This window comes from uncultured Tateyamaria sp., from assembly GCF_947503045.1.
Classification (GTDB): domain Bacteria; phylum Pseudomonadota; class Alphaproteobacteria; order Rhodobacterales; family Rhodobacteraceae; genus Tateyamaria.
In genome coordinates this window covers 470120-485404 of sequence record NZ_CANNCF010000003.1, presented here as the reverse complement: position 1 = coordinate 485404, position 15285 = coordinate 470120, and the positions used below count along the sequence as shown (strand labels likewise).

15 protein-coding genes are annotated in these 15285 nt (G+C 61.1%); 13 read left to right on the top strand and 2 right to left on the bottom strand.

Annotated features, from left to right (window positions below; translation table 11 throughout):
- The first annotated feature begins 1 nt into the window (after nucleotide 1).
- From Q1A89_RS16120 to Q1A89_RS16095, 6 genes are read left to right on the top strand one after another with little or no spacing between them, the layout of a single operon-like run.
- Nucleotides 2–514, top strand: coding sequence for an ABC transporter permease (locus tag Q1A89_RS16120; RefSeq protein WP_299730482.1), 513 nt, complete (start codon nucleotides 2–4; stop codon nucleotides 512–514).
- Nucleotides 511–1011 carry an ABC transporter permease gene (locus tag Q1A89_RS16115; protein ID WP_299730479.1) on the top strand — a complete coding sequence of 167 codons (501 nt, stop codon included), beginning with the start codon at nucleotides 511–513 and terminating at the stop codon, nucleotides 1009–1011. The genes Q1A89_RS16120 and Q1A89_RS16115 overlap by 4 nt, the downstream gene beginning before the upstream one ends.
- On the top strand, nucleotides 1008–1898 hold the full coding sequence (locus tag Q1A89_RS16110; protein WP_299730476.1) for an ABC transporter permease: 891 nt from the start codon (nucleotides 1008–1010) through the stop codon (nucleotides 1896–1898). Before Q1A89_RS16115 ends, Q1A89_RS16110 begins: the two co-directional genes overlap by 4 nt.
- Nucleotides 1898–2878, top strand: a complete 981-nt coding sequence (locus Q1A89_RS16105) for an ABC transporter ATP-binding protein (RefSeq protein ID WP_299730473.1) — start codon at nucleotides 1898–1900, stop codon at nucleotides 2876–2878. Before Q1A89_RS16110 ends, Q1A89_RS16105 begins: the two co-directional genes overlap by 1 nt.
- Nucleotides 2871–3830: an ABC transporter ATP-binding protein gene (locus Q1A89_RS16100; protein ID WP_299730470.1), complete on the top strand. Its 960-nt coding sequence runs from the start codon at nucleotides 2871–2873 to the stop codon at nucleotides 3828–3830. Before Q1A89_RS16105 ends, Q1A89_RS16100 begins: the two co-directional genes overlap by 8 nt.
- Entirely contained in the window at nucleotides 3827–4756 is a 930-nt protein-coding gene (locus Q1A89_RS16095; RefSeq protein WP_299730467.1) for a LysR family transcriptional regulator, read from the top strand. The genes Q1A89_RS16100 and Q1A89_RS16095 overlap by 4 nt, the downstream gene beginning before the upstream one ends.
- A gap of 45 nt (nucleotides 4757–4801) precedes the next feature.
- Here Q1A89_RS16095 and Q1A89_RS16090 read toward each other — a convergent pair whose 3' ends face one another.
- A complete protein-coding gene (locus Q1A89_RS16090) occupies nucleotides 4802–6178 on the bottom strand; it encodes a sensor histidine kinase (protein ID WP_299730465.1) in 1377 nt (458 codons plus the stop codon).
- A complete protein-coding gene (locus tag Q1A89_RS16085; RefSeq protein WP_299730462.1) occupies nucleotides 6175–6849 on the bottom strand; it encodes a response regulator transcription factor in 675 nt (224 codons plus the stop codon). The genes Q1A89_RS16090 and Q1A89_RS16085 overlap by 4 nt, the downstream gene beginning before the upstream one ends.
- 131 nt (nucleotides 6850–6980) lie before the next feature.
- Between Q1A89_RS16085 and Q1A89_RS16080 the strand changes: the two genes are divergently transcribed.
- From Q1A89_RS16080 to Q1A89_RS16050, 7 genes are all read left to right on the top strand, one after another.
- Nucleotides 6981–8093 carry a tricarboxylate transporter gene (locus Q1A89_RS16080; RefSeq protein ID WP_299730459.1) on the top strand — a complete coding sequence of 371 codons (1113 nt, stop codon included), beginning with the start codon at nucleotides 6981–6983 and terminating at the stop codon, nucleotides 8091–8093.
- Nucleotides 8094–8169: 76 nt separating this feature from the next.
- On the top strand, nucleotides 8170–10197 hold the full coding sequence (locus Q1A89_RS16075; RefSeq protein WP_299730457.1) for a tripartite tricarboxylate transporter permease: 2028 nt from the start codon (nucleotides 8170–8172) through the stop codon (nucleotides 10195–10197).
- Nucleotides 10194–11279 (top strand): 4-oxalomesaconate tautomerase, encoded by a 1086-nt coding sequence (locus Q1A89_RS16070; RefSeq protein ID WP_299730454.1) that lies wholly within the window; start codon nucleotides 10194–10196, stop codon nucleotides 11277–11279. Before Q1A89_RS16075 ends, Q1A89_RS16070 begins: the two co-directional genes overlap by 4 nt.
- A 50-nt stretch (nucleotides 11280–11329) precedes the next feature.
- Nucleotides 11330–11569: a hypothetical protein gene (locus tag Q1A89_RS16065; protein ID WP_299730452.1), complete on the top strand. Its 240-nt coding sequence runs from the start codon at nucleotides 11330–11332 to the stop codon at nucleotides 11567–11569.
- On the top strand, nucleotides 11566–12540 hold the full coding sequence (locus Q1A89_RS16060) for a D-2-hydroxyacid dehydrogenase family protein (RefSeq protein WP_299730449.1): 975 nt from the start codon (nucleotides 11566–11568) through the stop codon (nucleotides 12538–12540). Before Q1A89_RS16065 ends, Q1A89_RS16060 begins: the two co-directional genes overlap by 4 nt.
- Complete coding sequence (gene tcuA, locus Q1A89_RS16055; RefSeq protein WP_299730446.1) at nucleotides 12537–14012, top strand: FAD-dependent tricarballylate dehydrogenase TcuA; 1476 nt, start codon at nucleotides 12537–12539, stop codon at nucleotides 14010–14012. Before Q1A89_RS16060 ends, tcuA begins: the two co-directional genes overlap by 4 nt.
- A gap of 223 nt (nucleotides 14013–14235) precedes the next feature.
- Nucleotides 14236–15282 (top strand): hypothetical protein, encoded by a 1047-nt coding sequence (locus tag Q1A89_RS16050; protein ID WP_299730444.1) that lies wholly within the window; start codon nucleotides 14236–14238, stop codon nucleotides 15280–15282.
- Nucleotides 15283–15285: the final 3 nt, after the last annotated feature.

Below are 15285 nucleotides of genomic sequence, written 5' to 3'. Positions count from 1 at the left end.
CTTGCGTCGTCTGATCTTCCGTCGTCTTGTGACCATGGTTTTCATGCTGTTCGGGCTGATGGCGATTGTGTTTGTCATTGCCAACATCGCGCCCGGTGATCCGGCCCGACTGGCCGCAGGCCCCGATGCAAGCAACGAAATGGTTGAGGCGATCCGCGCGGATCGTGGCCTGGACCAGCCGCTGGTGATCCGGTTCGGCTATTACATCGCCAACCTTGCCACCGGTGATCTGGGCACTTCGCTGTTGACCCGCCGCCCTGTGCTTGAGGACATCGCGCGCTTCTTTCCGGCCACACTTGAACTGGTTCTCGTGTCCATCGGGTTTGCCGTTCTTTTGGGTGTGCCGCTGGGCATGTTGGGCGCGGTTTATCACAACAAGCTGCCGGACCAGACGATCCGCCTTTTGGCCATTTCAGGTGTGGCGCTGCCGATGTTCTGGCTTGGCCTGATGCTGCAATGGTATCTGTCGCTCGAGCTTGATCTGTTTCCGCTAGGGGGCGCCTTGGCATCATGACGCCGCGCCCGGACGTGGTGACAGGGCTGATGACGGTGGATGCGCTGCTGGCCGGGCGTCCGGACGTGGCGCGCGAGGCGTTGTGGCACATGGTGCTGCCTGCCATCGCGCTCAGCCTGCCCGCACTTGCCTCGATCATCCGCGTGAATCGGGCCGAGATGATCGAATCGCTGGACAAGGATTATATCCTCAATGCGCGCGCCCAAGGGGTCGGGTCCTTGCGCATTGTTGCGGCCTACGCGCTGAAAAACGCGATCCTGCCGACGCTGGCCATGATCGGGTTACGCTTTGGCTGGATGTTGGGGGGCACAGTGCTGGTCGAGGGCGTGTTCGATTATCCCGGCCTTGGCCTTTACGCGACCAACGCGGCTGTCTCGTCTGACTTTGATCCGATTATCGCGGTGACGCTGGTGCTTGGGGCCTGTTTCATGATCGTGAACCTGCTGATTGATCTGGCCTACGCCGCGCTTGATCCACGGGTGAGGGCGCAGATATGAGCGTGATCGAAGACATTGCACGCCCCGATGCACCGGATCGCTGGCGCGAATATCGCCGGATGTGGGCAACGTTCCGCAGGTCACATTCCGCGATTCTCGGGCTGATCATCGTGTCCGCCTTTCTGATCCTTGCCGCCATTGGCCCGTGGATTGTCCCCTTTCCGGATGATGCCTATGGTGCTGTGCATTTTGAGCGCAAGTTGCAGGCGCCCAATGCCACGCACTGGTTTGGCACGGACGAGGTTGGCCTCGACATCTATACCCGCGTCATCATTGGCGCACGCACCACACTTTGGATTGGCCTGACCGTGACTGGCATTGCCGTGCTGATCGGCGTGCCGCTTGGCCTTTTGGCGGGAATGTCCGACGGGGTGCTGCGCGAGGTCATCATGCGGGTGACGGATGTGTTCCTGTCGATCCCCGGCCTGATCCTTGCCATCGCCATCGTGGGCGCGCTTGGGCCGGGTATTCTGAATGCGATGTTCGCGCTCGCCCTTGTCTGGTGGCCAGGCTATGTGCGGCTGGTGCAGGCCAAGGTTCTGTCGGTGCGCAACGAGACCTATGTCGAGGCCGCCCGCTCCATCGGGGCCTCGCGGGCTCGGATCATATTTTTGCATGTGCTGCCCAATTGCACCTCGCCGATCATCGTCAAGGCGTCGATGGATATGGGCCTTGCGATCCTTGGTGCGGCCTCGCTTGGGTTTCTCGGCCTTGGGGCGCAGCCGCCCTATCCCGAATGGGGGGCGATGATCTCGATCGGCAAGAACTATTTGCCCGACTGGTGGTGGTATTCGCTGTTTCCCGGGCTTGCGATCTATCTGACCGTGCTGGGTTTCAACCTTTTGGGGGACGGCTTGCGCGACATGCTTGATCCGAAACAACGCTGATGTCGGTGCTGTCCATCAAAGACCTGTCGCTGGAATTCCGCACCTTTGACGGGGTCTACAAGGCCATCGACCGGGTCTCGATCGAACTGGCGCAGGGCGAGGCCCTCGGGATCGTGGGCGAGACAGGCTGCGGCAAATCGGTGCTGACCCGCGCCGCCTTTGGCCTCGTGCCCACGCCCCCGGCCCGGATCACGGGTGGGACTGTGTCCTTCCTTGATCGCGACATCCTTGGACTGCCGCAAAACGAATTGCGTGCCATGCGGGGGCGGGATGTGGCGATGATCTTTCAGGACCCGATGACCTTCATCAACCCGGTGTTCAAGATCGGAACTCAACTGATCGACTCGATCCGTGCACAGCGCCACGTGGGGCGGCGCGAGGCGCGCGAGATCGCGTTGGACATGCTCGACAAGGTGCAACTGCCCAACCCGGCGCGGCAGATGGACAGCTATCCGCACCAGCTTTCGGGTGGCATGCGCCAGCGCATCCTGATCGCCATGGCGTTGGCGGCTGAGCCCAAACTGTTGATCGCGGATGAGCCGACGACGGCCCTTGATGTGACCATTCAGGCGCAAATCCTCGATCTGATCGCGGCTTTGGTCGAAGATATGGGGATTTCGCTGATCATGATCTCGCATGATCTGGGCGTGGTGGCGCAGGTCTGTGACCGGATTGCGGTGATGTATGCCGGCCAGATTGTCGAGGACGCACCAGTCTCGCGCATCTTTGATCATCCGGCCCATCCCTACACCAAGGGGTTGCTGGCGGCCGTGCCGCACCCGTTCAGCCCGGCAGATACGCTCAGCGGCATCGCGGGTGCGCTGCCCAACCTTTACGAGCCACCGCAGGGGTGCCGTTTCGCGGCCCGCTGTGCGCATGCATCCGCACAGTGCCGGGCAGCGGATATCGGGTTCCGTCACATCGCGTCGGGCCACGCCGTGGCCTGCACGCTGTTTGAGGACGAGGCTGCGCATGTCTGAGGCGATGCTGACCCTTCAGGATCTCGAGGTCCATTTCCCGACCAAAGGCGGTGTGGTGCGCGCAGTCGATGGAGTCAGCCTGTCCCTGCGACAAGGCGAGATTTTGGGGCTGGTCGGCGAAAGCGGTTCGGGCAAATCCACCGTGGGCAAGGCCGCCTTGCGCCTGATCGATCCGACAGGTGGTCAAGTGCTGATTGACGGCACCGACATCACCACCGCGCGCCTGCGCGACCTCAAGCCCGTGCGCACCAAGGCGCAACTGATCTTTCAGGATCCGCACTCGTCCATGAACCCGCGCATGACAATCAAGCGCATCGTGGGCGAGCCGCTGATCATCCACACGGCGATCCGAGGGGCTGAGCTGGACCAGACCGTCGCGCGGCTGCTGGAACGGGTGGGGTTGCCTGCGCAGTTTTTGCACCGCTTTCCCCATGAACTCTCTGGCGGCCAAAAGCAGCGCGTGGCGATTGCGCGGGCCTTGGCCGTGGATCCTGACCTGCTGATCCTGGATGAACCGACCAGCGCGCTGGATGTGTCCGTGCAGGCCCAGATCCTCGAATTTCTCAAGGAATTGCACGCCGAGCGACCCCGCATGACCTCGCTGTTCATCTCGCACAATCTGGCCGTGGTGCGGTTCTTGTGCCACCGTGTTGCGGTGATGTATCTTGGCAAAATCGTCGAAGAAGGTCCCGTGGCGCAGGTGTTTTCCAACCCGCAGCATCCCTATACCAAGGCGCTGCTCAGTGCGGTTCCGCTGCCGGAAGCGACACGTGGGGCGGGCCGCATCCAGCTTGAGGGCGACCTGCCAAGCCCGGTGGACCGCGCGCAGGGCTGCGCCTTTCACCCACGCTGCCCGGTTGCGCGCAAGGGCCTGTGCGACACCAAGGCACCGCCGCGCGTGGACACCGGCGAGACCTGGGCGCGCTGCCATTTGATTGGTGAAACGCCATGAGTTTCGAGCTGAACCGCCTTGCCAACCAGCTCGACTGGAACCTGCTCCGCACCTTCATGGTGATTGTGCAGGAACGTTCGATCACGCGCGCTTCGCAGCGGCTTAATGTCACTCAGCCTTCGGTCAGTGCCGCCTTGCGCCGCCTTGAAGAACGCCTTGAGGTGCAGTTGATCGAACGCGGGTCGGGCCGTGCCTTTGTCATCACCAGTTCCGGCGAAAAGGTCTATCGCGAGGCGTTGGAGATTTATGGCGGCGTGGTACGCCTGAACGAGTTGGGCAACCAGAACGAACAGGCGCTGTCGGGCAATATCGTCATCTATCGCTCCAGCCATCTCGATCTGAGCTTTCTGAGTGCCGAAATTGACCGATTTCGCAGCGAACATCCGGCAGTGACCTTTTCGATCATCACGTCGCAATGCGCCGACGTGGTCCGCTCGGTCCGTCAACGGGTGGCCTCAATTGGTTTTTGCACCCGCCCCGACATGGCCCCGCAGGTCCGGCGCCACCAGCTTGCCTCGCAGGAGTTTGGCTATTTCTGCGGCCCCCTGCATCCGCTGTTCCAGCAGGAGGCCTATGATCCATCCATCCTTGCTGCATCTGATGTGGTCAGCTTTGAAGGCGAGGCCCTTGCCGGGCCGCTGTCGCAGATCGCGCGCCACCGGGCGAGGCACGACATTGGCGATGCGACCACGGCCAGCACCAGCAGCATCGTCGATCTGATCAACCTGATCCGCAGTTCCAAGTCGATTGGCTGCATGACGACCGCACACGCGGGCCAATTCGCTCCGGACCTGTGGCAGATCCCGATGGACTGTGACCCGCCGCTTGTCGATATCTTTGGCCTTCTGGACATCGAGCGGCCCTTTACCCCGGCCGAGCGAAGCTTTGTCAACACACTGGCAACGCTGGATATTTTGTCAGTGTGAGACTGGCTGTATGTCCCTTTCAGGTTGTCTTTGAGGGATGCACACTCAGCCCGTGCGCTGCGTAAGCCGGGGCAGGGTGATCACGATCTGCGCCCCGTCTGGCTTGTCACCGATGCGCAGCGAACCACCGTGATTGTCGATGACGCTTGCGGCGATGGGCAGGCCCAGCCCGCTGCCCGCGCCTGCGTCAGCCTGGGCAAAGCGGCCCAGAACAAGCTCGCGCTCGTCCGGGTTGATGCCCTTGCCATTGTCCTCGATCCGCAACTCATTCTGCGCGTTTGCGGGGGCCAGCGACACGACAATCCGCGACAGGTCCGGGCCGCCATGCACCACGGCATTGGTGAGCAGGTTCAGGAGGGCCTCCTGAAGCATGACCTCATCGCCCCACACGAGGACGGGTTGGGTTGGCAAGTCTGCGGTGACGTCGGTGGATGCAGCAATTTCAAGGTCGTGAAAACGGGTGATCACACCCGACACAAGGGCGCAGAGGTCGATCTGCGCCCCGGTCTGCGCCACGTCCGCGCCTCTGGCCCGTTCAAAGGACAGCATCTGGTTGGTCAGATGGGTTGCCGCGCGCGCGGCCTTGACCAGTTCCGCGCTGCGGGACTTGGCCGCCTTGGGGGAGGGGGCACTTTCCACAGCCTCGGCCAGCGCCAGCACCCCTGCAATCGGATTGCGCAACTGGTGTGCGGCGTTCGAGATAAACTCGTCCTTGGAGCTGATGCGCCGGGATATCCGCTCCAGCAGCGCATTCAGGGTCGACACGATGCCACGCGCCTCAAGCGGCACATCGCGTCGGATCGGAGTGAGGTCGTTGGGCGTGCGTTTGGCGATGGCGTCTTGCAGGTCCAGCAAGGGGCGCAGGCCCAGCCCAACCCCGAACCACACGATAAGCGCGAGCGACACCAAAAGGGCCGCAATCACAGACACCGCCCGCGTGGCGACATCGCGCACAAAGGCGCCGCGGACCTGCAGGTTTTGCCAGACGGTGATTGTGAACAGGCCTGACACGCCGTCGATGGTGGTGGCGTCGCGAAACCGCAGCACCCGCACGTCGCTGCCCTGGTAGATGGCTTCGTAATATTGCGGATCGGGGCTGTCCGAGGCGACGCTGTCCGGCGGTGGGGGCGGTGTGGCGTAGCCTGTCACAAACACGCCGTCCGGGGCATAGACGTGATAGAACAACTCGCCGCCCGAGGTGTCGCTGATCAACCGGCGGGTTGGAGGGCTGAGTGCGTCGCCGCCCGACAGGGCCACGTCCCGCGATATGGCAAGGGCGGCGGACAGCAGATCGCGGTCAAAGATTTCTTCGGCCCGGTGGGTGGCATTGCGGAACTGCCACGAGGCGGCAAGGACCGAGAGCAGCAATAGCGGTGTCAGGATGATGACGATCAGCCGCGTGCGCAGCGATTGGGCCTTCATCCGTCGCCCTCGCTTTGCAGCTGATAGCCCAACCCCCGCTGGGATTTGATCGCCACACCATGAGATTTCAACCGTGCGCGCAGCCGCGAGACATAGACCTCGATCACCTTTTCATCCACATCCGCGCCGACCCCATAGGCGTAATCCAACAACGCCGCCTTGGACACAAGACGCCCTTCGGCAGAGAGCAGCGCCTCAAGAACGGACAACTCGCGCCGGGGCACATCGACGGCGGCCTCACCGATCAGCAATTGCCGCGCCGCAGAGTCAAAGCGCAGCGGGCCGATCTCGAGCATCTGGCGCTGCGGCGTCGTGCGCCTGCGGGCGAGCGCACGCACCCGCGCCTCAAGCTCGGCCATCTCAAAGGGTTTGATCAAGTAGTCATCCGCCCCCGCATCCAGCCCGATGACGCGATCCTCGGTCTCGGCCCGGGCGGTGAGCAGGATCACGGGGCGCTGGTCATCGCGGGCGCGTAACGCCTTGAGCACGCTCAGCCCGTCCTGACCGGGCAGGTTGATGTCCAGAATGATCAGATCGGACGCGTCATCTTTGAGGAACGTCTCGGCCTCATTGCCATTGTGCAGCATGTCCACCGCGTGGCCTGCGTCCTGCAGCCGGTATGCGATCCCCTTGGCGAGGCCGACATTGTCTTCGACGAGCGTGATCCGCATCTTTTCTGGCATCCGAAAGTTTCATGCAAGGTTCGCAGGTCACAGTGCAGACATCAACCGGGCGGGACAGCTCGGTGATTCTTGTATTCAGCCGCTTCTGGGAGGGAGTGGCGCATCCTAGGGAGGAACCTATGTCCATTTTCCAAGCCACACGTCGTGTGGCCTATAGCTTCGTGGCCGCAGCCGCCGCGACATTTGCAACCCAGGCGCAGGCGGGCGGTCACGGCATCGACCTGACCGGCAAGACCGTCGAGTGGATCATTCCATTCTCGGAAACCGGTGGATCAGCCAAGTGGGCAAACTTCTACGCCCCTCTGCTTTCCGAGGCGCTGCCAGGTCAGCCCACCGTTGTGGTGAAATTCATGCCGGGTGCGGGTTCGACCAAGGGCGCGAACTTTTTCCAGAACGAAAAGTATGAAGACAGCGAAGGCACCCTGATCTTTGGCTCTTCCGGCTCGACGCAATTCCCGTTCCTGCTGGGCGATCCACGGGTGAAATACAACTATGGCGACTGGAATGTCGTGCTGGCTTCGGGCACCGGTGGGGTCGCCTATCTGCCGCCTGAGCTGGCTGCCAAGATGGACGGTATGAACGCCGCGCCCTTGCAGGGTGAGGATTTCATCTATGGCAACCAGGGCGCAACCCGCCTTGACCTTGTCCCGACACTGGCATGGGAGATGCTGGGCCTGAACGTCGAAAGCGTCATGGGCATCAAGGGGCGCGGTGACGGCCGTCTGATGTTCGAGCGCGGCGAAGCCAATATCGACTACCAGACCTCGTCGTCCTTCCTGTCCGGCGTCACGCCTTTGGTCGAAGCAGGCACTGCCGTGCCGATGATGACCTGGGGTGCGCTGGATGATGCGGGCAATATCGTGCGCGATCCGACCTTCCCCGACATTCCGACCTTCAAGGAAGTCTGCGAAGCGACCGACGGGTGCGAAACCTCGGGCGAGGCGTGGGATGCGTGGAAAGCCTTCTTCATCGCCGGTTTCCCGGCCCAGAAGATGGTGTTCCTGCCAAATGGCGCATCTGCCGATGCAATCGCGACCTACACCGCAGCTTTTGAGGCGGTGAAAGCCCGCGCCGATTTCGCGGAAATCTCGGGCAAGCGCCTTGGCAAATATCCGCAAATGACCGGTGAAGCGGCGCAGAACGCGCTGGAAAGCGGCACCAATGTCAGCCCTGAGGCCAAGGCCTTTGTGGTGAACTGGCTGCAGGAAAAATACGGCGTGTCGCTGAACTAGACCCCCGTTTTGCTTTGCGGGCACCCCGAACCGATTTTCGGGGTGCCTATCAAAGCAAAAAGGCGAGGGATGCATCATGGATGTCATTATGGAGGCGTTGCCCGCACTGGGCGATGCATGGGCTCTGATCCTGCAGCCCGTGGTCCTTGGCTATCTGGTGCTTGGCGTTGTCATGGGCCTGTGCATCGGTGTGTTTCCCGGCCTTGGCGGGATTGCGGGCCTGTCGCTGCTGTTGCCTTTCATGTTCGGCATGGACCCCATCCTTGGCCTTGCGCTGATGGTTGGCATGGTGGCGGTGGTGCCGACATCTGACACGTTTGCCTCGGTTCTGATGGGGATACCGGGATCTTCGGCGAGTCAGGCCACGGTGCTGGACGGCTTTCCCATGGCCAAGCGCGGGCAGGCCGCGCGGGCGCTGTCGGCGGCCTTTGCCTCGTCCCTGTTCGGGGGGCTGGTTGGGGCGGCATTCCTGACCGTCTTTATCCTGATTGCCCGACCCATCGTGCTGGAATTCCGCACGCCCGAATTGCTGATGATCACGATTTTCGGCCTGTCCATGGTGGGCATTCTCGCCGGGCGCGTCGCGATCAAGGGGATCGTGGCTGCCGGCTTGGGCATGTTGATCGGGACAATCGGCGAGGGCGCATCCTCGGGTGATTTGCGCATGTCCTCTTATGACTATCCATACCTCACGGACGGGTTGAAACTGGTGATTGTCGGCCTTGGCATCTTTGCCATCCCCGAGATCATTTCGCTGCTGCGTCAGGACCGCGCCATCGCAAAAGAGCAACCTTTGGGCGGTGGCTGGCTTGACGGGGTCAAGGACTGGTTCGCGAATATCTGGCTGTCGGTGCGCTGTTCGATCATCGGTGTTGTCGTCGGGGTCATTCCCGGCCTTGGCGGTTCGGTCGTGGACTGGATCGCCTATGGCCACGCCATCCAGACCACCAAGGACACGTCGAAATTCGGCAGCGGTGAAGTGCGTGGCGTGATCGGGCCGGAAAGCTCGAACAACGCCAAAGAGGGTGGGGGCCTTGTGCCGACCCTGCTGTTTGGCATTCCGGGCTCAGGGTCGATGGCGATCTTTATCGGGGCCATCGCGCTGCTGGGGTCCGGCCAGATCGAGGTTGGACCAGCGATGCTGCAAAACAACCTCGACATCACCTATTCCATCGTCTGGCTGCTGGCGCTTGCCAACGTGGTCGGCACCCTGATCTGCATCGCCTCATCCGGCGGCATTGCCAAGCTGACGTCGATCCGTTTTGCGCTGCTGGCGCCGTTCCTGTTGATGATTATCAGCTTTGCGGCCTTCCAGTCCGGGCAGAACCTGATGGATCTGGTGGCGCTGTTTGCCATTGGCTTCCTTGGCATCCTCATGCGCCGCTTTGACTGGTCGCGTCCGGCCTTTTTGATCGGGTTTGTGCTGTCCAACCCGGCCGAGACCTATGCCAACCAAGCCCTGCAGATCGCGCAATCGCGGTTCCGCAAAGGGTTTGACGAAGGGCTCGACTATATCTTCTCGCCCATCGTCATTGTGCTGCTGATTGTCACCGTCGTCTCCGTTGTTCTGGGGCTGCGGCAGGCCAAGAAGATCATGGCCGAAGGGGCAGTGCCATCGGGGCGCAAACGGGCACCGCTGATCTTTCTGCTCGTGGTGACAGCCTATATCGTGCTGGCCTATGTCAACGCCGCCGCGATCCCTGATTTCAGCCGCGACCGCGTCTTTCCGATGTTTGTTGCGGGCGTGTGCATCGTCGGTTGCGTGATATTGATTGTGCAGATGATGCTGAAACCCGAGGGTCACACGATCTTCGCCGATCGCGAATCCAGCGGCGAAGACGCCGAGGCCACCTTTGGGCTGTGGCCGACACTGGCGTGGTTTGCAGGGCTGTTGATCCTGACCTCGCTCCTGGGCTTTATTCTGGCGCTTGCAGTGTTCTTGTTCTTCTTTCTCAAGATCAGGGCAGGGACCAGCACCAGCTTTGCAGCGATCTACACGGGGGCCGGGATCCTGTTCATGTGCACCATGGCGTGGCTGTTGAACCGCGATTTCCCGCCCGGACTGTTGCAGGGCTATGTCGATCTGCCGTGGCCACTCACATGACGCAGACCGCCATTCCATTCCTGCTGATGCGTGGCGGGACGTCTCGAGGCCCCTACATCAACCGTGCCGACCTGCCCGAGGACCTCGATACGCTGGCCGAGGTTCTGATCGCCATGATCGGTTCAGGCCATGCGCTCAACATTGACGGGATTGGCGGTGGTGCGGCCGTAACAACCAAGGTGGCAATGTTGTCCCATTCGGACGATCCTTGGGCCGATGTCGATTATTTCTTTGCCCAGGTCAGTGTCGAGGACGGGCTGGTCGACTTCAAACCCACCTGCGGCAACATCCTGTCGGGCGTTGGGCCTGCGGCGATTGAAATGGGTCTGGTCCCTGCGCAAGAGGGTGAAACATCCATCAACATTCGCGCCGTCAACACAGAGGCCAAGGTCACCGCCCTTGTGCAGACCCCCGACAAACAGGTCAGTTATGCCGGTGATGCGGCCATTGACGGCGTACCCGGAACCGCGGCGCCGGTGGCCCTGCAGTTCATGGAAACCGTTGGCGGCGCAACCGGGGCATTTTTACCCACTGGAAATCTGGTGGACGAGGTGGATGGCATCCCCGTCACCTGCATGGATGTCGCCATGCCCATGGTGATCGCGCGGGCCGGCAGCTTTGGGCTGACGGGTTACGAAAGTGCGGCTGAGCTCGACGAAAACACCGCGTTCTTTGCCCGGATGGAGGCTGTGCGTATCAAGGCGGGTGCGCTGATGGGGCTAGGGGATGTGTCGTCCTCGGTTGTCCCGAAATTCGGCCTTGTCGCCGCCCCGCGCGACGGAGGCACGGTGGCTGCGCGGTATTTCATGCCGTGGAAAACCCACCCCACCATGGCCGTGACAGGCGCGCAGTGCCTCGCCTCTTGTGTATTGGCGCCCGGAACGGTGGCCGATATTGCGATCCCGAACGAAGTGCCCGCGCGGATCGTTCTGGAACATGCCTCCGGCCAAATCGAGGTGTTGGTCGACTACGCGGCCTCGGCGACCGGGTTTGTCATCAACTCGGCTGGTCTGGTGCGCACAGCCCGGAAACTGGCCGCCGGAGAGGTCTTTGTTCCGCAGTCGGTCTGGGGTGGGAATTGACAGATTGCCAGAATTGTATACAACGGTATACAATTGAAGAGAGGTATGTCATGACTGATCGTTTCGAAGACTGTATCCTTGCCGCGCGCGCCGAGCTCAAGGTGGCGCGCCAGTTGCTGCAGGATGAAATCAGCAGCTATCCGGCGCCGATTGCGGGCTGTGATGCCCAGTTCAACCACCTGCTCGCCGAGCGCCAGAAAGTGCTGGCGGCCTTGAGTGATCTCGACGAGATCGTCTTTGTCCCCACACCGCGCTCACCCACACCGCAAGCGGGTGTCGAGAGCCGATGAAGGTTCACATTCTGGACGACTGGTTCGACACGCTGCGCCAATTGCCCTGCTACGAAAAACTTGCTGGTCACGAGGTCACCGTGTGGACGGATCACGAACCTGATCCAGCTGCGCTGGCGACTCGACTCGTCGGGGCCGAGGCGGTCGTCCTGTTTCGCGAGCGCACGAAGATCACCGCTGATCTGCTGGACCGACTTCCCGATCTCAAGCTCATCTCGCAGCGCAGCGTCTATCCCCATATCGATGTTGAGGCCTGTACGTGCAACGCGGTGCTGCTGTGTTCGAACATGCATTCGGGCACCCCGTCTTATGCCGCCGCCGAACACACGCTTGCGCTGATCCTTGCCAGCTACCGGCAACTTCCTGAGCAGATTTCATCCCTGAAATCAGGTGCTTGGCAGTCCGGGGTCGGAAGAACTTTGCGCGGGCGGACCCTTGGGCTTTATGGCTATGGGCGGATTGCGGGTGCCGTGTCGCATTATGCAAAAGCGCTCGGGATGCATGTGCAGTTTTGGTCGTCCGAAGCAGGGCGCGCGCGGGCCATCGCGGATGGGGAGAGCGTGGCCGCGTCGCGCGAGGCCTTCTTTGCAACCTCTGACATCGTCACCCTGCATGTACGCCTGAAACCGGCTACACGCGGGATCATCACGGCTGCCGACCTTGCGGCGATGCAGCCGCGCAGCCTTTTTGTGAACACCTCGCGCGCGGGTCTTGTCGCACCTGGCGCGCTGGAGGCCGAGATCGCGCGGGGGCGAATATTTGCGGCTGTCGATGTCTTTGATGACGAACCCATGCAAGACACGTCCCATCCGCTGCTGACATCGCCAAATGTGCTGGCTACGCCGCATATCGGCTATGTCACCGAAGACGAGTTCGATCTGCAGTTTTCAGACATTTTTGACCAGATCAACGCCTACTCCGAAGGCGCGCCGATCCACATGATCAATCCCGAGGTTTGGAGCCAAGAATGACCAAGGTAATTATCGCAGGCTCCGGCAATGCGGCCTTGTGCGCTGGTATCGCTGCCCTCGAACAGGGGGCCGAAGTGCTGATCCTTGAAAAGGCCGATGGCGCACTGGCCGGGGGCAACACCAAGTACACAGCAGGCGCGATGCGCTTTGCCTACCGCTCGGGCTCGGACCTGATGCCGCTGCTCAAGACCCCGGACGATCCGCGCCTGCCCGACACCGATTTCGGCAGCTACACGCAGGAAAAATTCGCCGCCGATCTGCTCGGCTTCAATGATGGACGGCCCCTGAGTGTCGAGCAGCAGGCCCTGATTGCGCAAAGCTATGACATCATGGTCTGGCTTGGTTCGCACGACGTCAAATTCGAGCCGATCTATTCTCGCCAAAGCTTTGAAAAGGACGGGCGTCACGTGTTTTGGGGCGGGCTGACTTTGGCCGCGGACAACGAGGGCGTCGGGCTGTTCGATCAGGAACTTGCCGCCTTTGAACGGCTGGGCGGTACGATCCGCTACGAGACTGCGGTGACCGATCTGGTCACAAAAGACGGGCGCGTGTGCGGTGTCACAACCAGCACTGATGAGACGATCGCGGCAGACGCCGTGATCCTCGCCTGCGGAGGGTTCGAGGCAAGTGCTGCTTTGCGCCAGCAGCATATCGGCCCCAATTGGGACAAGGCCAAGGTGCGCGGCACGCCGCATAACACCGGCGACGGGCTGGTGATGGCAGACCGTCTGGGTGCTGCGGCCTATGGACTGTTCGGGGGCTGTCATGCGACGCCCATGGACCTGCACATGGCCGATTTCGGCAACCTCGACCTGCCCCCGGGTGAGCGCAAGAATTATCGTAAAATCTGCTATTTCCTCGGCGTGATGCTGAATGCAGACGGGCGGCGCTTTGTCGATGAAGGCATCAATTTCCGCAATTACACCTATGCCCAATTTGGTGCGGCGATCATGGATCAGCCTGGCCATTTCGCCTGGCAAGTCTTTGATTCAAAGGTGTTTGATCTGCTCTATGGCGAATACCATTTCCATGACGCGCATTATGTCGAGGCGGATACACTCGATGCGTTGGTGGAGATGTTGGAAGGCGTGGACAAGGACGCAGCGCGCGCAACCCTTGCGGCTTACAATGAGGCGGTTGACCGGGAGACGGCATTTGATCCGACCATTCTGGATCAAAAGGGCACGTCCGGTCTGTCCCCGGCAAAGTCAAACTGGGCGCAGACGATCGACCAAGGGCCATTCCGCGCCTATCCGGTGACAGGCGGCATCACATTCACCTATGGCGGGTTGAAAGTGGACGATCAGGGGGCTGTGCAGTCCCAAAGTGGTGGTCCGATCCCGGGGCTTTTTGCCTGCGGTGAACTGGTGGGTGGTGTGTTTTTCAACGGCTACCCGGGCGGGTCAGGTCTGACTTCCGGAGCCGTGTTTGGATATCGCGCAGGGCGGGGGGCTGCGGCCTTTCGGGCGTAAGAATAGATGCATTGCCGTACGGGGTCGCTAACAACCACCGGCGCATCTTTGCTATGAACGAACTCGACGCTCTGTTGGACAACCGGTCCTCACCGCTAAGTGGTTTGCCCAATGAAACAAGTTGCGCTTTCATTCGCGTTGTTCTTAGGTTCTCGGATTGAATTGTCGCATATTGCGTTTGGAGAGATTTTTGCCCCAACTTTCGGAAAGGCAAACCGAGTTTTTGAAGGTGCATTTGGGCTGTTGTCCGCCGGTAAGTGCTGCGGAAAACGAAGCGCTGGCCAAGTTGACGCCGCAGGAATTGGCCAAGGTCGATCTGACCAAAACCGATGTCACTGCCCTGTTCAGTACCGACAATATGGATGCGCTGCGGGATGCCGAATTCAAGGGCGAGGGCACGCCCGACCTCAGGAAGCTGATGGACCAGATCGTCAACGGCTTTCCCAGCCAGACCCGTGATGAGGTGATGCTGGGCCTTGAAAAGGTCGTCGGCACGCCCCCGGATGTCAAAAAGCTGAACCTCGATTACGACCGCTTTGTGATCGTTCGCAAGCAGCAAGAGGCGATCGGCGAGGAAAAGGCCACAGAACTCGATGACGAAATGCATCCCGATTTCATGGGGTCGCGTGGGCAGTTGATGTGCGGCAAGATGCTTGGCGATGCGTTTGGTATTCACGAGGTGTTTGGCGCGCTTTTGAACCCCACGGGTGGCCTTGTCGGGCCGGGCAACCACCTAATCCATCCGATGATCCCGATCGAGGCCGGGCATCTTGATCCAGACAATCCGATTGCGCTGCACGGGATCGTGCATGACGCCGCCGGGTATATGAACAATTTTCACGATCAGGGGCCGGGCTATCACTATCTCGATCCAGATCTGAAGATTTTCGGCACCGACAATCCGCTCGCCGGGCAATATGATGGTATCAAGTACTGGATTTCCGAGGCTGGCGATGAATACATCGCAACCCGCGTCGATGCCGCTGTGGTCGCCGTGGAAAAGGCGCTCAAATCGGTACGCGATGCGGTGGCTTCGACCATCGACAACATGCTGGACGTGTTCCGCAGCAAAAAGGATCAGGCCATCGACACCGCCAAGGAAACAGACGAGGACGCGCTGGACACCGCGCAAGCCATCGAGGATGCGGTCAGCAAGGCCGCCGACGCCGCCACGCAGGCCCATGATACTGCAAGCACCACCCTTGGCCCCGACGTGCCGGATGCGGCAAAGACCAAGCTCGACGCGATGTCGGGCTTCATTTGGAAGTAGATC